Consider the following 17899-nt stretch of genomic DNA (forward strand, 5'->3'; position numbering starts at 1 on the left):
AAAGGCAAAACTGGCATGAAGTTACCCGTTGGCAACATACCGAATCAGGAAGGATTGATAAGCCGGATCTGAGCGGAGTCAAGCGGATAATGTAAGGTAAAGTTTTTGCCCGGTATCAATTCGGTTTCAAAATGCAGGGGCAAAGTCAGCGTTCTGATTTTATTTTCAATCAATGCACTTACGTGCAGCTGATTATTCTGTTGCGTACAAGTCAGCACTTCGCCGTGAATAATGAAATCCTGAGATGAAACATCTTCTTTGACAAATACTTCCACCGGCGTTCCTGCTTTTTCGATTTTACCGTGATCCATTACAACAACCTGATCGGCAAGCCGGAACAGCTCGCCGACATCGTGCGTCACAATAACGATGGAAAAACCAAACTGCTGCCGGAATTTCAGTAGCAATGCCTGCAGGCTGTAACGCATGGCATAATCCAGCGCAGCAAAAGGTTCGTCCAGAAGCAGCAATCGAGGTTTCCGGACCAAAGCCCTTGCCAGAGCCACACGCTGTTGCTGCCCGCCGGAAAGCTGAAACGGCTTGCGGCCCGACAATTGCGTTAACCCGGTGGCTTCAAGCAACTCGGTTACAATGCTTTTGTCATCTTCTTTTGCAAGCGCAAAGGAAAGATTTTCTTCAACCGTAAAATGCGGAAAAAGCGCGTAGTCCTGGAAAACAAATCCTGTATTGCGCAGCTGCGGAGAAAAGGATTTTTTTGTTGCATCATCAAACCAGACTTGCCCGTCAAAGGTGATTTTTCCGAACTGCGGATTGATTAAACCGGCAATTTGTTTCAGTAATGTTGTTTTTCCGGCTCCCGACGGCCCGGTTACGGCCAGAATGTTTCCTTGTTTCAGCGTAAAAGCAATCTCCATCGGTAAGGTTCCATGGGCAGTGTGAAGCGAATGCCGGATGTTGATGTCAAGAAGATTGTCGGACACGAAGCAGATTATTGTTAATGGAATAGACAATCAGCAAAATAACGAATGTAATGGCAAAAAGTACCAGTGCATATTGATTTGCAGCCGGATAATTGAGCGCTTCGACTTCATTGTAAATGGCTACGGAAGCTACTTTTGTAACGCCCGGAATGTTGCCACCGATCATCAGCACCACGCCGAATTCGCCGACAGTATGCGCGAATGTAAGTACAAATGCCGTAAGAACAGCAGGCTTGCAGTTTGGCAAAAGGATTCTGAAGAAAGTTTCCCGTTCACTTTTCCCCAGCGTGTACGAAGCTTCACGCAACGACGCCGGAAGCGACTGCAGACCGGCGCGGATCGGATACACCATAAAAGGCAGGCTGTACAGAACGGATGCGATGACGAGTCCCGGGAATGAGAATACAAGCCTTAATCCAAGAACTCTCTCGATAAAATCGCCAAACCAGTAGGAGGGACTGAATGCAAGCAGCAGATAAAAGCCAATGACCGAAGGCGGCAAAACCAGCGGCATGCCGATAATGGCTTCAACGATTCCTCTGCCCCGGAACTTCCCGAATGCAAGCCAATACGCAAGCGGCAGTGCAAATACAAGCAGGATCAGCGAAGTGATGGTGGCCAGCCGGAAAGTAAGCCAGAGCGGTTGCCAGTCCATTTATTTGGAAATAAAAGAATTAAGGAACAAACTGTTTGTAACCATATTTTTTGAAAATAGCCTGGGCTTTTCGGGAAAACAGAAAATCATAAAATTGCTTGCTGGATACCTTCTTGGGCGAATCTTCACTGTGTTTCAGTAATAGGGCAGCCTGCTGAATAGGTTTGTAAGCAGTGGAATCAATAAGGATATAATGGCCTTTGCCTTTCATTTCCGGTGACAAAACGATGGACAATGCATTGAAGCCGGCATCGGCCGAACCCGAAGTAATATATTGAGCAGTTTGTGCAATGCTTTCGCCGTAAACCAGCTTTTTTTCCACATCTGCAAAAAGATTTTCCGATTTTAAAACCTGAACGGCCGCTTCTCCGTAAGGTGCGGTTCTGGGATTGGGAATGGCGATTTTCCGGATCTTTTCAGTTCCGAGCAGCGCCGTGTTCAGGTTGTTTTCAGGAATGTCTTTTGACCATAGGACGAGTGTTCCCAATGCATAAATCTTTGGTTCTTCGTCCGAACCGCCGTTTTTAAACACTTCATTCGGGTATTTTGCATCAGCCGAAACAAAAACGTCAAACGGCGCGCCTTCCCGGATCTGCGTCGTTAGTTTCCCCGAAGAGCCGGTTACGATCTGCAGCTGTTTTCCGGATTCCTTTTCAAATTCTTTCTGGATTTCCTTCATCACGTACTGCACGTTGGCAGCCGTGGCGACCACGATTTTTTCGGACGGTTTGGAGCAGCCGGCAAGCAGCGTAAGAAATAACAGAGAAATGCGTTGAAAGTTCATGCTGCAATTTAAGGGATAAACTGCAATTGAAGTGAAGTATTTAAATGTATACGCGGACAATTAAAGTCATTGCATCCCATTGCATTAAAAATTGTAAATTGCGCCCCGTTTCAAACTTGTGGCCCGGAAAAAGTTCCAGCCAGCAGCCAATAGCTGAAAGCTAGCGGCTTAATTTTACATAAAAGAATGATAATAGATACTGCCCGGCGCACCAAGCAAACTTCGGAATACTACTTTTCTGTGAAGCTTGCCGAAGTACGTAAACTGATCGCCGAAGGAAATGACGTCATCAATCTTGGAATCGGAAATCCTGACATGATGCCGTCAGAAGAAACGCTGAAAGCCCTTTCCGAAGCTTCGCAAAAACCGCAGGCTCACGGCTATCAACCGTATACCGGAACGCCGGCTTTCCGCAGTGCCATTGCAGCATTTTATGATCATACGTATGGTGTAAAACTGGATGCTTCTACTGAAATACTGCCTTTAATTGGCTCAAAAGAAGGGATTACGCATATTTCACTGACTTTTCTGGACCCCGGTGATGAAGTGCTGGTTCCGGAGCTGGGTTACCCGGCTTACCGGGCAGTAAGCCAGATGGTCGGCGCTGTTGTGAAAGAATACCCGCTCCGCGAAGAGCATGGCTGGCAGCCGGACTGGGTTGCCATGGAATCACTTGTGACGCCGCAAACCAAGATGATGTGGCTGAATTATCCGCATATGCCAACCGGCGCGCCCGCAACGCGTGAGCTGTTTGAAGAAGCAGTTTCATTTGCCACAAAGCATAAAATTCTGCTCTGCCACGATAATCCGTATAGCCTGATATTGAACAAAAAACCGCCTTTAAGCCTGCTTTCAGTAGAAGGTGCGAAAGATGTAGCCATTGAACTGAATTCGATGAGCAAGTCGCATAATATGGCAGGCTGGCGTATGGGCTGGATGGCAGCGGCAAAACCGTACATTACGGCTGTACTTACGATTAAAAGCAACGTGGATTCGGGCATGTTCTGGGCGATGCAGGAAGCGGGCGTTTCCGCATTAGGCAATTCCGATGCCTGGCACCAGGAACGCAACGCCGTTTATCAGGGCAGGCTGGAAGCAGCTGAAACACTTTTGAGCACGCTGGGCTGCACCTGGGACGCAAAGCAGGAAGGAATGTTTTTGTGGGGCAAACTGCCGGAATCTGTCGAGTCTGCAGAAGCGCTGGTGAACAGCCTTTTAGTTGAAAAACATGTGTTTATAGCTCCGGGATTTATTTTCGGGCCCAAAGGCCAGCGTTATATCCGGCTGTCGCTTTGCCTGCCAAAAGAAAGAATCTGGGAAGCGGTAAAAAGAATCAAAGGAGCATAACAGCAGGAATCAAGGTTTATTATTCAGGTTTTTACCTTTCGAAAAATGATAATCAGTATTGTCGGGATCGGATTGCTTGGCGGGTCGTTTGCTTTGAGCCTGCGGGAAAAATATCCCAATATAAAATTTGTCGGCGTCGATACGTCCGTTGTCAACCAGAAAATTGCGCTGGCAAAAGGCATTGTGGATGAAATAGTAAGCCTGGACGAAGCTCTTCAGATATCAGAACTTAATGTGCTGGCTACGCCTGTGGATGCCATTAACAAGCTGCTTCCTTACATGCTGGACCGTATTCCGGATGACCGTACGATCATGGATCTGGGTTCAACGAAGGAATTGATCTGCAGGCTGGCCGATTTACATCCCAAACGCCGCCAGTTTGTAGCCGTACATCCGATGGCAGGAACCGAAAATTCGGGTCCGGGAGCTGCGTTCAAGGAATTGCTGCCGAACAAAAACGTCATCATTTGCGACAAGGAAAAAAGCAGCCCGGATTCATTGGTTCTGGTTGAAACTTTTTTACGTGATACCGGTATGAAGATCCATTATATGACGCCTGTTGAACATGATCTGCACCTGGCTTATGTTTCGCATCTGAGCCATATCAGTTCCTTTGCACTCGGATTGACCGTTCTGGATAAAGAACAGGACGAAAAGGCCATTTTCGATATGGCGAGCACCGGTTTTTCTTCCACGGTTCGTCTGGCTAAAAGTTCGCCGCAAATGTGGGCGCCGATTTTTGACCAGAATAAAATCAACGTTTCCAAGGCACTCGGCGATTACATTGAGCTATTGAAAAAATTCAAGGATGCCATTGATAACAAAGACCTGGAAACAAGCCTTAATTTCATGAACCGTGCAAATGATATCGGTCGTATTCTGGCGGGTATTGAGAAAAAGTAATACTGTTCCGGTGAGTTGTAAGACTCTGTCTGAAAGCAAGTTGTCTTTGTAAAATATGTGTTTTCAGACGTAGCCTTTTCTTGACAGGAACCAAATTTGTTGTAGCCGCTGTTTACTTTGGACTTGCGAAGTATTTAACCCCAAGCCGATTTTTAGTCAAAATAGCAATCATATCCGATCGAATTTGTCAGACTTTTCCTTTTAAATAGATCTTAATAATTTCCGCATTAAAATATTTAAAATGACAAAAGCTCACGCAGTATTTGCAGCAGTAATGGTGGCGCTAAGCGTTACATTGGGAATCCGTCAGATCAATCCGTTTTCTGAAATTTCTCCTAACGAATCTTCATCATCCGTAAAACAGGATTCCATTCTGCAACCGCAATGGGCAACGCTTTACGATTCGCTGGGATTAAAAGAACAAGGTCTTTGCAAAGCGGCATTCTACTATGCATGGATGGGTTTTCAAAAAATGAACCTGCATAATCCGGTACTCGCCATTGCCGATTTCAGTCAGTCTTCGCGCAACAAAAGACTTTACGTTATTGATCTGATCAAGAAGAAAGTACTTCTTAATACGTATGTTGCGCATGGCCGGAATTCAGGTCAGGAGTTTGCCGAAAGATTTTCTAATAATAACTCATCTTTTCAGTCCAGCCTTGGTTTTTACAAAACCTTAGGGACCTATCAAGGAAAACACGGTCTTTCGCTTCGGCTGGAAGGTGTGGAAAAAGGAATTAATGACCGCGCACTGGAAAGAGCGATTGTCATGCACGGCGCGGACTACGTAAGCGAAGATTTCATCAAGAATACCGGAAGGCTGGGCCGGAGTCTGGGCTGCCCCGCTGTTTCCATTGCCGATTCCAAAACACTGATCAACATGATGTACAACGGGGCGGGCCTTTTTATTTATTCAGCAGATCAGAATTATTTCAAAACTTCACCGCTCCTTGCCGGTTTGTCATCAGAAAAAGATAATTCCGTTCTGGAAGAAGCTTCCAATTTATATACATCGGGAAAATAAAGAAGCTGGCCTTTTTCATTGCAGTCTGCACCCAGATATAATAGGAATACAGGAACCCGGGCTTTCAGTTTATGCCATTTCGGCGGTACAGAAGTCGTGTCCGGTTCAGTCATGAAATCATTGTCCAGAATTTTGTCGCCGGCCATATAATTGGCAAGATCAGTCGGGCGCTGGACGCGTACACAGCCATGACTTCTCCACCGCTGATTGGAATTGAACAAATATCTTGCATTGGTATCGTGTAGGTAAATAGCCAGCGGATTTTTGATTTCAACTTTTAATAATCCCAGTGAATTATCTCCGCCGGTTTCCTGGCGAAAGCGGTACGGGAATTTTTCAGCCGTCAACTCGTCCCATTTTATATCTTCGGGGTCAACAACCTGACCTTTGTTGTCAATAATCTCAATCCGGTTTCTGGAAAGATACTCTGGGTCGTTCATGGCCTTCGGAAACATTTCCTTTATTGCGATACTTTTGGGAACGTTCCAGTAAGGGTGTGTTACAATGCTGGTTGCATACGTATCGATTGTTGGTGTCTGCGTATCATTTTTGCCAACTACCGTCCGCATGCTCAGCACATTTTGTCCGGCCGAATCCATTGCAGTGAGGTATGCGCCACGAATATTCACCATTACAAATCTCGGAGCGCCCTTGGACTGGCGTTTTATCCAGCGGTAAGCATTCAGCGACTTGGCGACTATTGCCGCACTGTCTGATTTGTTTTCCTTGATCAGACGCGTATAATGCACTTTCAAATTATGGTAAACAGGAAAAACCGGTTCCAGTTTGGTCAGCATTTTGTCCATTGACTGGCCGTCTGCAATTTCCTCAGCTACCTTGCGGAGTTCAGTCGTATCCGCTTTTACCACTTTTTCCGTGTATTTGAGCGGTGGCTTATGGCCATACGCAACTTCTTCAAGCAGTTTGAAAACAGGCGCTTTTTCACCATTGGAGGAAAATTTGTCTGTTTTAATCCCGGCATTGTTCGCGAAGGTCAGGATTGCTTCATAGGTTTCCGAATTGCTTAATTCTTTTTCCAGTTCCTCTCTGGACATTTCCGCAGGGCCTTTTTTACAGGATTGAAAAACAACCAATGTAAATACGATAACCAGCGGGAAATATTTACTACGGCCTAAGCCAGACAGAATTCGCATTGTAAAAGTCAGGTTTGTTCTGATCGTTACTTATACAATTGTTGTGCTAAGGTTTTCCAGGTTTATAAAAATTGCATTAAAGTACTTTACTGCTGTTATAAAGGCCATTTAGATAATTGGCCTCCATGCGCATGCTGTTGTATTTTGGGGAAATTTCGTAACAAGTACTGATATCTGAATTAGTAATAAAGTAAGTAGCATTTAAAAGGTAGTTGCTCCTTCTACCAAAAGTACAGCAATAAAAAAGCCAGACAAAAATGCCTGGCTTTGTGACCGCGACGGGAATCGAACCCATATCTAGAGTTTAGGAAACTCCTATTCTATCCGTTGAACTACGCAGTCCTGTTGTTTCTTAAAGTTAACTTCTCTTACGTATTTAAAAGAATCCGCCTCTTGATCATAACAGAAGTTCAGATCAAGAGGCATTGTCTTGTAATCAGGGCGCAAAATTGCGGAAAAAGACTTTAAATAACAAATGATTATTCCTGTGTTTCAACGGCCGTGTAGCCCAGATCAAGCCAGTTCGGGTAAATGGAGAAGTGTTTTTCTTTCACCATACTGAACAGCACATTCTTAAGTTCATCGATATTTTCCTTTTTCTCAGCTGAAATAAACACAACATGTTCTGCTTTGTCGGCAACGTAACTTCTTTTTAGCTGATCCAGAACGCTTTCATTCGACGTCACAACTTCATCTTCCGCCTCTTCATCATTGTAGGAAGGTTTATAAAGGTCGATTTTATTAAAAACCAGAATAGTTGGCTTGTTTGAAGCGCCAATTTCTTCCAGCGTTTTATTGACAACATCCAGATGCTCCTCAAAAGAAACATGTGAAATGTCCACAACATGCATCAGAATATCAGCTTCCCGAACCTCGTCCAGCGTGGATTTAAAAGATTCAATAAGTGTTGTCGGCAACTTGCGTATAAAACCGACTGTATCCGTCAGCAGAAAAGGAATATTTTCCATATTCACTTTCCGGACAGTGGAATCAACGGTTGCAAACAACTTGTTTTCCGCAAAGACATCCGCTTTGGAAAGTCCGCGCATTAATGTTGATTTTCCCACGTTGGTATAACCTACAATCGCAACACGTACAAGCCGGTCTCTTTCCTTGCGCCGGGTTGTGCTCTGGCGGTCTACTTTTTCAAGTTTTTCTTTCAGAAAAGCAATCCGGTCTTTTACAATCCTTCTATCCGTTTCCAATTCCGTTTCACCCGGACCACGCATTCCGACACCGACACCCGACTGGCGGCTTAAGTGCGTCCACATACGGGTCAGACGCGGATACATATATTGGTATTGAGCAAGTTCGACCTGCAATTTCGCCTGCGCAGTTTGTGCACGCATGGCAAAAATATCCAGAATGAGCAAGCTCCGGTCAATGACTTTGATATCTTTAAAAACAGCTTCCAGATTACGCACCTGGGATGGCGTCAGATCATCGTCATAAATGATCATATCCACCGGGTTGGCCGTTACGAACGTTAGTATTTCTTCCAGTTTCCCCTTGCCGGTATAAGTGCGGATATCTGCTCTTTCCAGGTTCTGAGTAAATGTCTTAACGGTTTCAACGCCTAATGTAGATGCCAGAAAAGCAAGTTCTTCCAGGTATTCTTTTGTTTTTTCAACAGGTTGTTTTTGTGTACTGACAGCCACAAGCACAGCAGTTTCCTGCTTGACAGCTGTTGAGTACGATTTCTTCTTATCGATCATGCAAAATTATTTTATTTTTAAAACTACCGCTTTTTCAGTTAAATAGTACAAATACAGAGCGGAAGACGTAGCGATGCAACGGCGTACCGTTTGCAAAAGTTCAATGGCCTCAATTAGTAAAACAATAATTATAAGTTAATAAATCCATTTTTATAATTAATATTCATCCTTTGAAAATGCCGTTTAACTGCAAATTCGAAGGTTTTTTTTAATGTGCAATCAAATAATTGTTTGCAGCCACTTTTGTATGATTTAACTGATCCATACCGATTTATGCCAACGCGGACTATCATAATCGTTCCCGTCCATAACGGTCGCCTTGCAGAATTTCAACAAACAGCAGAATTTCATTTAAGAAACAAAAACGGGTTTTCGCGGGTTTAACCTTTATTACTTTGTCGATTGCCCTTCATGAAAATAGAACAGATTTATACCGGATGCCTTGCGCAGGGTGCCTATTTTATAGTTTCCAACGGCGAAGCAGCCGTCATTGACCCTTTGCGGGAAGTGGAACCATATATCCAGAAAGCTGAAAAACTGGGTGCAAAAATAAAGTATGTTTTTGAAACGCACTTTCATGCCGACTTTGTTTCCGGCCATATCGATCTTGCCGAAAAAACCGGCGCAGCCATTATTTACGGCCCGAATGCAAAAACAGGTTTCAAATCGCAGATTGCAAAAGATGAAGAACTGTTTCAGCTTGGTGAAGTGACGATCAAAGTGCTGCATACACCCGGGCATACGCTGGAATCCAGCTGTTACCTGTTGTTTGATAAAGACGGTACGCCAACGGCGCTTTTCAGCGGAGACACGCTGTTTATCGGAGATGTAGGCCGGCCGGATCTGGCGCAAAAAGGCGATCTGACCATGAATGATCTTGCCGGAATGCTTTATGACAGTCTGCGTTCCAAAATCATGACTTTGCCCGATGAGGTCATTGTTTATCCGGCACATGGCGCAGGTTCAGCCTGCGGTAAAAACATGAGCAAGGAAACTTCGGATCGTCTCGGAAACCAGAAAAGGTTTAATTATGCTTTGCGGGCGAATATGACAAAAGAAGAATTTATTCATGAAGTGACTGCCAATTTGCCTGAACCGCCGCAATATTTTCCTGAAAACGTAAAGCTGAACCGTGAAGGCTACGAAAGCATTGACGACGTGCTTGAACGGGGAAGCCGTGCCTTGTCGGCAGTGGATTTTGAGAAACTGGCCAATCTTACGGGTGCGTTGATTCTGGATACACGGAATGCGGCGGAGTTTGCAATAGGGTTTATTCCCAATTCAATCAACATCGGACTTGATGGCGGCTTTGCGCCCTGGGTCGGTGCGCTGGTTCCGGATCTGAAGCAAAACCTGCTGATTGTAACCGAGCCTGGAAAAGAGGAAGAAGTTGTTACACGGCTTGCAAGAGTAGGTTATGACCATACCATCGGATATCTGGACGGCGGATTTCAAAGCTGGATAAAATCAGGTAAAGAAATCGATTCGGTACAAAATATGGTAGCCGGTGAATTTGCCGATCATCTGCTGGCAGGTCAGCTGGAAATTATTGACGTCAGGAAACCGGATGAATTTAATTCCGGGCATGTAAAAGATGCGCAGAATGTGCCGTTGGATAATTTAAACGATCTGATGTCCGGTTTTCCAAAAGACAAAACGCTTTACGTGCACTGCGCCGGCGGCTACCGTTCCATGATCGCAGCTTCCATTCTGAAATCCAGAGGCTTTGATCATATTGTCAATATCGAAGGCGGCTACGGCGCATTGACCAAAACCAACGTTGCAGTGGTTAAAGGTCCGGAAATCGGCGTGTAAAAGCTCTATAGTTTGCGTGCAACCATATAAAGTTGTTCGTCGCCGAGTACAAAAGGATCTGCTTCCAGGTTCCCGAATGTTCCGACCACTTGCAGACCGGCATTTTCAAACATAAATGTAAGTTCTGAAAGTGTGTAAATATGCTGACGTACCGTATGTGTTATTTTTTCTTTTCCTGAAATGAAAGTCTGTTCTGCTTCAATGCAGCCGAGTTCCGGGCGGTATTCATTTTCCGCGAGATAAATGATATCGTCTTTTACAGGCATCCAGTTCCGTGTCTGGAAATTGGGCAGGATACTTTCAGCCAGGTTTTCCGTATGCACTGCAAAGTGGCCGCCGGTTTTTATTGCATGTGCTGTTTTTGAAATGAACAACTGCATTTCAGCCCGTGGAAAAAAGCTGAAACTGTTACCGAAACAATAAGCAGAGTCGTAAAAACCGTTTGGAAATTCATATTCCAGAATGTCCGTACAAACGACCTGAATGGGCAGATTCCTTTTTTTTACAACTGCCTGAAGTTCGTTGCAGTATTCAGGGGAAATATCGATGCAGGTCAGTTCACAGCCGTCTTCCGAAAGCGGCAATGCATGGCGCCCGTATCCCGAAAGGACGTCCAGCACTTGGCTGTCCGGCTTGATTTCCAGTACGTCACGAAGAAAATCCACTTCGTATTCTGTATATTCCTCATCCTGATGCAGTTTCCAGGCGCGCTGCGGAAGTCCTTTAAAATAAGTATGGTACCAGGCCAAAATGGAGTCGTTTAAGGGGCAAAACTAGCAAAAAGCTTTCAGTTTAATCATTATTTCATTTGCATAAGTCCGGGCGTAAGGCGGAGATAGACCTGTGCAGACACAGGATTTTTGCCATACGCAGGCTGCAGATATTTGTCAATAGCGTAAACCCCGACCTGCCCGCCGGCCTGCACAAGCGTATTCCGGAATGAAGCCAGCTGCCGGTTTATACCAACGGAAAACAAGGAAACCGGGAAAGCTTCTTTCGGAATTTCATCATACCATACAAGATCAAGCTCGTGACTGCTTTTCTGAACCCATTCATAACGTCCGTAAACAGCCCATTTATCCAGTTGCAAGTTGGATTCCAGCAATACGGAATGTTCCTTGTGATGATCGCCGGCATTGTTCAGTCCCCAAACCAATGTAGAGGAAATCCATTTGTTGTTCCCGTTCAAACCGGCCGAATGTTGTACGGAAGCCGTTGTCCGTTTTACATTTTCGTCAGGGCTCAGCATTTCGGGACTATTAATGTAAGCCTGGCTTGCCTGCAATGCCCAGTTTGCCGACGGGTTGAAAAGTAATCTGTAACTGTATGAATCGAATTTTGGTTTGTCAAAATCAAACCGGTTTTCATCCGGTTCGCGTCCGGTGAAAGAAGAACCTTCGAGCTTGAACTTTCCGTAACGTACGCCAGCCGTCACCACGCCGAATGTAATATGCGTCGCGTCCTGCCAATGATGGCCCAGAACAGCATCCGGATTATTGAAAGCAGACATCCGGTGCATAAATGCAGTCGGGCCCAAAGCCGGTTCGCCGGGATAGCCGGCATAAATCGTTAAGTCCACTTTGTCATTGATGCGCTGCGTGTAAGCTACGGAAAGTTCGGAAATGAGGTCGTGCGGATGCTGGCTGTTCACCAGCGGCGACCCTTTCCAGCTTTCGCCGGACTGAAAAAGCAACGGATAGCCCGCGCCTCCGTCTGTGATCCGGTCCAGTGAAACCATTCCGCGCAGACTGAGCAAACCATTTTTACCAACCTGCCGCTGCGCCATTCCCATAAACCAGTTCGGAGCGCTGAACTTTGATTGCGAACCGTTCCGGTTTTTATTATTTATATTCTGACCCGTATACCGCAGAAAAATGCTGGCGTGCAGCATGTAATTCCATTTATTTGCATGTTTCATATAAGCATACATCGGCGTTGCATCCGGTTGCCAGCCCGTTCCCGATCCGTTACGGTTCATCGGCAGGCTCAGCGAAAAATTGTGCGTCATCTGTGCGCCGCCGTGTTCCATGCCTTCATGATGATCCATTTTTCTCATGTCATGCATGGCGTGATTGGTCGTGTCTTTGGCGGGTTCCTGATGGTGTTCATGCTGCGCAAGAACAGGCAGAGCAACCATCAGCGTGGCTGCCAGTAGGAGGGATATGGAATGGTTTCGTTTCATGATGAAGTATTGATTTTATCAGTGCGGAGCAGCAGTTTTACGGCAGCAGCTTGGCAGTTTGTCGTGCGCTTTCTGATTGGCAGGCTGTAGGTCCGCATCGTAGCCTGTATTGTTGATCGTCGCTTTAATTGCTTCCGGCGTCGTCTTGTCAGGATTGTATTTTACGGTAATTACTTTGTCTGTTAAATTCAGGTTCGCTTCCTTCACACCTTTGGAAAGACCGAGATTGCGTTCCAGACGAGCCTTGCACATTTCGCATATGGCAGAAGTTTTTATTTTAATTTCCTTGTCACCATCCGCAAAAGCAAGGTTCATGGTGACGAGTAAAGCGGCGAGTATATTCAAAATGGCCTTTTTCATGATTCTGAATGGTTATAACTGATTTATTTTTACTAAAAACACATTTCCAAAAGCTAAAAGCTAAAAGCTAATGGCTAACAGCTAACAGCTAACAGCTCCATAAAACTTAATGATTATGATCTGTACTGTCGGTTCCTGCCATGGCAATTTCCTGAAGATCCATTTTACAGACAGGACATTTGCCGGCTTCTGTATAGGTTTTTTCCCCTTCGCAATGCATCGGACAGGCGTACGATCCGGCAGCGGACACTTTGGTTTCCGTATAGGCATCCTTTTCTGCTTTGTCGTTACCGGAATTACAGGCTGCAAAAAGGAAGATAAAGGATGCAAAGATGGCTTTGTTCATAATGACTAAGGTTTTGATGATGTTTTAAATAGCAATTCTGATTTTAATGGCCGCCTACTTTGTCCAGTGCTTTTCGGGGCAAGGCGCTTTTTTTGAATTCCCCCGGCGTAAGGCCTGTCACTTTCTTGAACTGGTTGCTCAGATGCGCCGTGCTACTGTATGAAAGCCGCCATGCCATTTCACTGAGCGTAAGTTCATTATAGGAAAGCCATTCTTTTATTTTCTCCACTTTCTGCGCAATGATATATTGTTCGATCGTCTGGCCGGTTTCGGATGAAAACAGATTGCTGAGATAGGAATAGTCGTAACCGATTTTTTCCGACAGATAATCTGAAAAATTCATGGCAGCCGGTTTGTTTCCTTTCAGGTTCTGTACTTCCTCTATAATCAGTGTTTTGATATGTTCGGCCAAAGCGGTTTTGCGGTCGTCGAGAAGTTCAAAGCCATTGGTTTCCAGCATATCTTTGATCTGTTTCAGTTTTTCTGGATCAATTTCAGTTTTTGTTTCAACTTCTCCTAATTCCACCGATTCCAGAACAATGCCCTGTTTTTCCAGTTCATCGCGCACTACCCGTTTGCAGCGGTCACAAACCATATTTTTTATATGCAGCTTCATCGTTCCATTCGGTTTATGTTCATTTTTCCGCCTGAATTTTCTTTTTCTTACCGGACAATCTTATAACGAATTCCTGCATAAATCATTCGTCCAACAACCGGACCCCACGCCATTCCGGCATCAAAATGTTGTGAAAACGGCTCACTTGCATTCATGATCGGGTTTTTTTGCCTGAAATTGGTCAGGTTTTCTCCGCCCAGATAAATATCCCATTTCGGGAAAGTACGCGTTATCTGCGCATTCAGATTATAAAAAGAAGGCGACATGGTAGAAACCGGATTTGCCGGCATATGATGATCCGCCAGTTCGCCCATATACGGAATCCGTCTTTTGCCGTTCCATTGCAGCGTCGCATCAAATTTCCATTTGTCGTAAGGCAATGCATAACCCGCATTGAAAAGTACTCTGTCGCGGCTGACCATCATTCTGGGCAAAATCACGTTTTCATCGTAAACATTTCGGATCGTTTGCTTTACGTCAAACAGGCGGTAAGCCAGTTTCAGCTCAAACCTTTTGACCGGCGTAAGATTGGCCTCGGCCTGAAAACTGTTTGCATAAGCCTTTCCTTCCAGATTGTAAAAGCGGATATATTCCGGATTTTCCATATCTGCGACCAACTGGTTCCTGAAATCGGTTCTGTAGAAATCCATGATAAAATTTCCTTTCATGCTGCCCAGTTCAAAATCCTGCGTAACGCTTGCGCCGTAGTTCCAGGAAACTTCCGGCCGGATGCTCTCCCTGAAAACAACCGTACGCGAGCTCACCAGATTTCCGTAATATTCGGCAAGCGGATTGGAAACGCGGAAACCTTTTCCAGCCGAGGCACGCAGCGTAGTCTGATCGGTGAGGCTGTATTTCAGATGCAGCCGGGGCGTCCATTGTGTTCCGTACAGATTATGGAAATCAGCACGTGCGCCGGCTACGAGCACAAATTTGTCCAGGCTGTTGTAAGTATACTCAAAGAAAGCGCCGGGAACGGATTCGTTTCTGATCCGTAAAATGTCGTTGTACTGTTCATTGTAATTGTCAAGCAGATAACTCAACCCGGCTTTGTACGTATGGTTTGTATTCCCGATGATGGATTGATAAATCAGGTTTCCGTACAGCGTTTTCTGTTTGCCGTCATAACTGTTCAGTCCGAAATACGATTTTGAATCGTGCATGGAAGCATTGACAATGAAACCAAGCCCTTTATATGGTTTGTCGGGAAACAGCCGGGCAAGTTTTGAAAAGAACTCGTAACGGTTCACTTTTGCGCCGAATCCGTATGCTTCAGTGGTTCCTTTCATTGCTTTGCGAAAGTCGTTCTGGCCGCCGAGCCGGTCTTCATACAAAGCTTTTATCCCGAACTGCGCCATGAATTTCTCACTCTGATATTTCCATCGGTTTAGGGCATTATACTGCGTGTACAATGGCAGGTCCAGAAACCCGTCCTTGTTTTTATCAAACCGGTTTTTCAATGTGCTGCCGTGCGTGAGCAGCGCAGTGCTCCATTTATCGTTCAACTGCGTAGCCAGGTTTAAATTAACTTCCGCACGACCGAAATTGTTGACATATGTATTCAGGTAAAGCTTTTCACGCGAATCCGGCTTCTGGAGTTCCACATTGATCTGGCCCGTCATGGATTCATAGCCGTTCACAACGGAACCTGCGCCTTTTCCCACATCAATGGATTGAATCCACGTTCCGGGAACAAAGTTGAGGCCAAAAGTGGAAGCCAGCCCGCGTATGGCCGGAATATTTTCAATATTGGTCTGAATGTAAGTACCGTTCAGACCAAGCATCTGAATCTGTTTTGAACCCGTTACCGCATCGCTGTAAGAAACGGAAACGGATGCGTTGGTTTCAAAGCTTTCGGATAAGTTGCAGCAGGCCGCTTTTGCCAGCGCACGGGTTGTAATGATTTCGGTCTGATGCGGAGAAAGCCTGTCTATGGAAGTGGCATTGCCGCGTACAGTAACTTCATCCAGCGTCTGGTCACTTTTCATGACAATCTGCAGTTCACTTTCCGAGCCAATTTTAATGGTATCATTGCGAAAGCCTACAAAGCTGACAACAAGCAAATTCGAGTACGCGGATCTTGGGATTACAAACTTGCCGCTGCTGTCTGTTTCAGTAGCCTGCGTTGTTCCGGACCAATATACATTTGCACCGGTTACCGGTCTGAGTTCTTTGCTGCCGGCCTGTTCATTAACGGTGCCGCGGATACGCTGTGCGTGGGAAAAGGAGGAAGTCAGGATCAGAAATCCTGCGGTTATATATTTTATCATCACTGAATTGAATTGCTGAAAAATCGAAATCAGATGCAATTCATGCCCAAAAGGCAATAAACTGCTTGAAAACACTCATTTTCAGTTGTATCAAATCAGAAATGACTGGATAAAACAGCGCATACTTTTCCCATGAAGCCGGGAAGAAAAGGAATGGTGAGGCGTTGCTTCTGCAAGGTCCGGCAAAATCCATTCCGACAGAAGAAACGCACAGGAATACGATTTCCAGAAAATGCCATCCTGGAAAGTCTTAAGCCATTTTGCAAAAAGCTGCGTTTGACCTGAAAACACGTCCAGTTTTTCAAACTTCTGGTTTTCCTTGCAACAGCCGGTTTTCTTGAAAAAAGTGCCTTTGGCTTCTTTCAGAAGCTTGCTTTTTGCACAGCAGGAAGAAACTACTTTCGGTTTACAGGATTCCGGTTTTTTATCTGAGACAAACTGCACTGATTTGCCACGCATCATGCAATGATGCTCTATAAAGGCAAATCCCGTGCTGCCCAGCAGAACAAGAAAGGCCATTACAATGGTGACAGAACGGAGCAGATTGTTTTTCATTTTCAGCTGTTAGGGATTTGCTTTCAGCATTTTACTTTACTCAGGAAATAACTGTTGTTACTCTTGAAATTGCCTATGAACCGGTTATGACAATCAAATTTTGAAATCAGTTATTTATCAAATATCGGTTTTTTAAAGCTAAAAGCCAATTGTCATCAGCTAAAAGCCGCACATCCATTTTCAGGCTATTTCTTCCGCCGTATAGCCCGCCTTCTTTATAAGCTGCTGAATTTCCTGAGAGGAATGCGAAGTTTCTACTTTCAGGATGCGTTCCGGGCTTTGCAGGTCTACTTCCCAGTTCTGAACCGCTTCGTCCGCATTCAGAAATGGTGTTACGGTTGCAATGCAGCCGCCGCATTTGATATTGGTCTTGAATTTTAAAGTTTCCATGGTTTTAAAAATCTTGTATTTTCTGCGAACATTTATTTCCTGCAAATATCGCCGTAAATGCCGTGCCGGTTATTACAGAATTATATAACGGTGTTACAGAGTTTTTGGTTTTAAGATTAAAACAGAGTGTTACTTTTTACTTAAATCACGTCTCAATATCAATAAAACAGCACAATATTATTGTTATATGTTTCTTAACTTTGATCAGGCCAAAATTGGTGAATTATGTTAACAACGGTAAAAGGAACGTACAGGAACGGAAAAGTTACACTTGAAGAGCCATTGCCAGTATCTTTTGCAAATGTAATCGTCACGGTTCTGGAAGATGAAACGAGTGAACACAAATCCGTTGCCTTGCCAAAGCGTAAGTTCGGAATCATGAAAGGAAGCGTCAAGCTGCCGGACGATTTCAACGATCCTCTGGATGATCTGAATGAATATTTATAATGCGTATTTTACTAGATACTCATTCCTTAGTATGGTATTTAGAAGGAGATGTTCGTCTTTCAGAACGTGCAAAAGAAATTATAGATAATACCAATCAGGAAATTTTTGCTAGTCATATCAATTTCTTTGAAATAGCTATAAAAATGCAAATTGGTAAGTTTCCTTCTGACAAACCATTATTGGAATTTATTGAAGCAACAAGAAAAAATGATATTGGCATTTTAGAAATATCAACATGTCATTTAACGGATTATAGTAAAATTCCATTAGTAGAAAATCATCGTGATCCGTTTGACCGTTTGTTAATTGCGACAGCTTTAAATGAAAAGCTGCATATAATTACTGCAGATGATAAATTTAATTACTACAAGGATATAGTTCATATCATTTGGTAA

The 17899-nt window shown here is 44.5% G+C and carries 19 protein-coding genes and 1 tRNA gene; 6 read left to right on the forward strand and 14 right to left on the reverse strand.

What is annotated here, in order from left to right:
• Positions 1-44 precede the first annotated feature (44 nt).
• From FEM55_RS07920 to modA, 3 genes are read right to left on the reverse strand one after another with little or no spacing between them, the layout of a single operon-like run.
• The gene (locus FEM55_RS07920) at positions 45-941 is read right to left on the reverse strand and encodes a sulfate/molybdate ABC transporter ATP-binding protein (protein WP_229209148.1); all 897 of its coding nucleotides are present in this window, start codon (positions 939-941) and stop codon (positions 45-47) included.
• Positions 922-1596 (reverse strand): molybdate ABC transporter permease subunit, encoded by a 675-nt coding sequence (gene modB, locus FEM55_RS07925; RefSeq protein WP_138280805.1) that lies wholly within the window; start codon positions 1594-1596, stop codon positions 922-924. Before modB ends, FEM55_RS07920 begins: the two co-directional genes overlap by 20 nt.
• A 19-nt stretch (positions 1597-1615) precedes the next feature.
• Complete coding sequence (modA, locus tag FEM55_RS07930; RefSeq protein ID WP_138280806.1) at positions 1616-2380, reverse strand: molybdate ABC transporter substrate-binding protein; 765 nt, start codon at positions 2378-2380, stop codon at positions 1616-1618.
• A 186-nt stretch (positions 2381-2566) separates the two neighbouring features.
• On the opposite strand from modA, the gene FEM55_RS07935 reads away from it, so the two are divergent.
• The 3 genes from FEM55_RS07935 (at position 2567) to FEM55_RS07945 (ending at position 5654) form a co-directional block, all read left to right on the forward strand.
• The gene (locus FEM55_RS07935; protein ID WP_138280807.1) at positions 2567-3727 is read left to right on the forward strand and encodes a pyridoxal phosphate-dependent aminotransferase; all 1161 of its coding nucleotides are present in this window, start codon (positions 2567-2569) and stop codon (positions 3725-3727) included.
• A 45-nt stretch (positions 3728-3772) separates the two neighbouring features.
• Complete coding sequence (locus tag FEM55_RS07940) at positions 3773-4630, forward strand: prephenate dehydrogenase (protein WP_138280808.1); 858 nt, start codon at positions 3773-3775, stop codon at positions 4628-4630.
• 241 nt (positions 4631-4871) lie between these two features.
• Positions 4872-5654 carry a murein L,D-transpeptidase catalytic domain family protein gene (locus FEM55_RS07945; protein WP_138280809.1) on the forward strand — a complete coding sequence of 261 codons (783 nt, stop codon included), beginning with the start codon at positions 4872-4874 and terminating at the stop codon, positions 5652-5654.
• Here the strand turns inward: FEM55_RS07945 and FEM55_RS07950 are convergent.
• The 3 genes from FEM55_RS07950 to hflX form a co-directional block, all read right to left on the reverse strand.
• Positions 5558-6808 carry a L,D-transpeptidase family protein gene (locus tag FEM55_RS07950; RefSeq protein ID WP_138280810.1) on the reverse strand — a complete coding sequence of 417 codons (1251 nt, stop codon included), beginning with the start codon at positions 6806-6808 and terminating at the stop codon, positions 5558-5560. The genes FEM55_RS07945 and FEM55_RS07950 overlap by 97 nt on opposite strands.
• 270 nt (positions 6809-7078) lie before the next feature.
• Positions 7079-7150 (reverse strand) — tRNA-Arg (locus tag FEM55_RS07955).
• A gap of 137 nt (positions 7151-7287) precedes the next feature.
• Positions 7288-8523 (reverse strand): GTPase HflX, encoded by a 1236-nt coding sequence (gene hflX, locus FEM55_RS07960; protein WP_138280811.1) that lies wholly within the window; start codon positions 8521-8523, stop codon positions 7288-7290.
• A 411-nt stretch (positions 8524-8934) separates the two neighbouring features.
• Here hflX and FEM55_RS07965 point away from each other — a divergent pair, with 411 nt between their 5' ends.
• Positions 8935-10338 carry an MBL fold metallo-hydrolase gene (locus tag FEM55_RS07965; RefSeq protein WP_138280812.1) on the forward strand — a complete coding sequence of 468 codons (1404 nt, stop codon included), beginning with the start codon at positions 8935-8937 and terminating at the stop codon, positions 10336-10338.
• A 5-nt stretch (positions 10339-10343) separates the two neighbouring features.
• Here the strand turns inward: FEM55_RS07965 and FEM55_RS07970 are convergent, their stop codons facing one another.
• The 8 genes from FEM55_RS07970 to FEM55_RS08005 all read right to left on the reverse strand — a co-directional run bounded on the left by FEM55_RS07970 (position 10344) and on the right by FEM55_RS08005 (position 17057).
• Entirely contained in the window at positions 10344-11087 is a 744-nt protein-coding gene (locus tag FEM55_RS07970) for a class I SAM-dependent methyltransferase (RefSeq protein ID WP_138280813.1), read from the reverse strand.
• Positions 11088-11137: 50 nt separating this feature from the next.
• Positions 11138-12520, reverse strand: a complete 1383-nt coding sequence (locus FEM55_RS07975; RefSeq protein ID WP_138280814.1) for a TonB-dependent receptor — start codon at positions 12518-12520, stop codon at positions 11138-11140.
• 18 nt (positions 12521-12538) lie between these two features.
• Entirely contained in the window at positions 12539-12880 is a 342-nt protein-coding gene (locus FEM55_RS07980) for a heavy-metal-associated domain-containing protein (protein WP_138280815.1), read from the reverse strand.
• A gap of 106 nt (positions 12881-12986) precedes the next feature.
• Positions 12987-13226 carry a heavy metal-binding domain-containing protein gene (locus FEM55_RS07985; protein WP_138280816.1) on the reverse strand — a complete coding sequence of 80 codons (240 nt, stop codon included), beginning with the start codon at positions 13224-13226 and terminating at the stop codon, positions 12987-12989.
• A gap of 43 nt (positions 13227-13269) precedes the next feature.
• Positions 13270-13842: a helix-turn-helix transcriptional regulator gene (locus FEM55_RS07990; protein WP_138280817.1), complete on the reverse strand. Its 573-nt coding sequence runs from the start codon at positions 13840-13842 to the stop codon at positions 13270-13272.
• A 47-nt stretch (positions 13843-13889) separates the two neighbouring features.
• Complete coding sequence (locus FEM55_RS07995; RefSeq protein ID WP_138280818.1) at positions 13890-16112, reverse strand: TonB-dependent receptor; 2223 nt, start codon at positions 16110-16112, stop codon at positions 13890-13892.
• A gap of 90 nt (positions 16113-16202) precedes the next feature.
• Complete coding sequence (locus FEM55_RS08000; RefSeq protein ID WP_138280819.1) at positions 16203-16667, reverse strand: hypothetical protein; 465 nt, start codon at positions 16665-16667, stop codon at positions 16203-16205.
• Between the two features lie 180 nt (positions 16668-16847).
• Positions 16848-17057, reverse strand: a complete 210-nt coding sequence (locus FEM55_RS08005; RefSeq protein ID WP_138280820.1) for a heavy-metal-associated domain-containing protein — start codon at positions 17055-17057, stop codon at positions 16848-16850.
• A 225-nt stretch (positions 17058-17282) separates the two neighbouring features.
• Here FEM55_RS08005 and FEM55_RS08010 point away from each other — a divergent pair, with 225 nt between their 5' ends.
• Both FEM55_RS08010 and FEM55_RS08015 read left to right on the forward strand, forming a co-directional pair.
• Positions 17283-17504, forward strand: coding sequence for a DUF2281 domain-containing protein (locus FEM55_RS08010; RefSeq protein ID WP_138280821.1), 222 nt, complete (start codon positions 17283-17285; stop codon positions 17502-17504).
• Positions 17504-17899 carry a type II toxin-antitoxin system VapC family toxin gene (locus FEM55_RS08015; RefSeq protein WP_138280822.1) on the forward strand — a complete coding sequence of 132 codons (396 nt, stop codon included), beginning with the start codon at positions 17504-17506 and terminating at the stop codon, positions 17897-17899. Before FEM55_RS08010 ends, FEM55_RS08015 begins: the two co-directional genes overlap by 1 nt.

This window comes from Dyadobacter sediminis (assembly GCF_005860765.1).
Taxonomy (GTDB): Bacteria; Bacteroidota; Bacteroidia; order Cytophagales; family Spirosomataceae; genus Dyadobacter; species Dyadobacter sediminis.

Bases quoted from the DNA above. Each gene is read 5' to 3' on its own strand.
- FEM55_RS07945 (WP_138280809.1), top strand. From the start codon at position 4,872: ATGACAAAAGCTCACGCAGTATTTGCAGCAGTAATGGTGGCGCTAAGC.
- FEM55_RS07935 (WP_138280807.1), top strand. From the start codon at position 2,567: ATGATAATAGATACTGCCCGGCGCACCAAGCAAACTTCGGAATACTAC.
- hflX (WP_138280811.1), bottom strand. From the start codon at position 8,523: ATGATCGATAAGAAGAAATCGTACTCAACAGCTGTCAAGCAGGAAACT.
- FEM55_RS07995 (WP_138280818.1), bottom strand. From the start codon at position 16,112: ATGATAAAATATATAACCGCAGGATTTCTGATCCTGACTTCCTCCTTT.
- FEM55_RS08015 (WP_138280822.1), top strand. From the start codon at position 17,504: ATGCGTATTTTACTAGATACTCATTCCTTAGTATGGTATTTAGAAGGA.
- FEM55_RS07975 (WP_138280814.1), bottom strand. From the start codon at position 12,520: ATGAAACGAAACCATTCCATATCCCTCCTACTGGCAGCCACGCTGATG.
- FEM55_RS07985 (WP_138280816.1), bottom strand. From the start codon at position 13,226: ATGAACAAAGCCATCTTTGCATCCTTTATCTTCCTTTTTGCAGCCTGT.
- FEM55_RS07940 (WP_138280808.1), top strand. From the start codon at position 3,773: ATGATAATCAGTATTGTCGGGATCGGATTGCTTGGCGGGTCGTTTGCT.
- FEM55_RS07965 (WP_138280812.1), top strand. From the start codon at position 8,935: ATGAAAATAGAACAGATTTATACCGGATGCCTTGCGCAGGGTGCCTAT.
- FEM55_RS07990 (WP_138280817.1), bottom strand. From the start codon at position 13,842: ATGAAGCTGCATATAAAAAATATGGTTTGTGACCGCTGCAAACGGGTA.
- FEM55_RS07950 (WP_138280810.1), bottom strand. From the start codon at position 6,808: ATGCGAATTCTGTCTGGCTTAGGCCGTAGTAAATATTTCCCGCTGGTT.
- modB (WP_138280805.1), bottom strand. From the start codon at position 1,596: ATGGACTGGCAACCGCTCTGGCTTACTTTCCGGCTGGCCACCATCACT.
- FEM55_RS08010 (WP_138280821.1), top strand. From the start codon at position 17,283: ATGTTAACAACGGTAAAAGGAACGTACAGGAACGGAAAAGTTACACTT.
- FEM55_RS07980 (WP_138280815.1), bottom strand. From the start codon at position 12,880: ATGAAAAAGGCCATTTTGAATATACTCGCCGCTTTACTCGTCACCATG.
- FEM55_RS08005 (WP_138280820.1), bottom strand. From the start codon at position 17,057: ATGGAAACTTTAAAATTCAAGACCAATATCAAATGCGGCGGCTGCATT.
- modA (WP_138280806.1), bottom strand. From the start codon at position 2,380: ATGAACTTTCAACGCATTTCTCTGTTATTTCTTACGCTGCTTGCCGGC.
- FEM55_RS08000 (WP_138280819.1), bottom strand. From the start codon at position 16,667: ATGAAAAACAATCTGCTCCGTTCTGTCACCATTGTAATGGCCTTTCTT.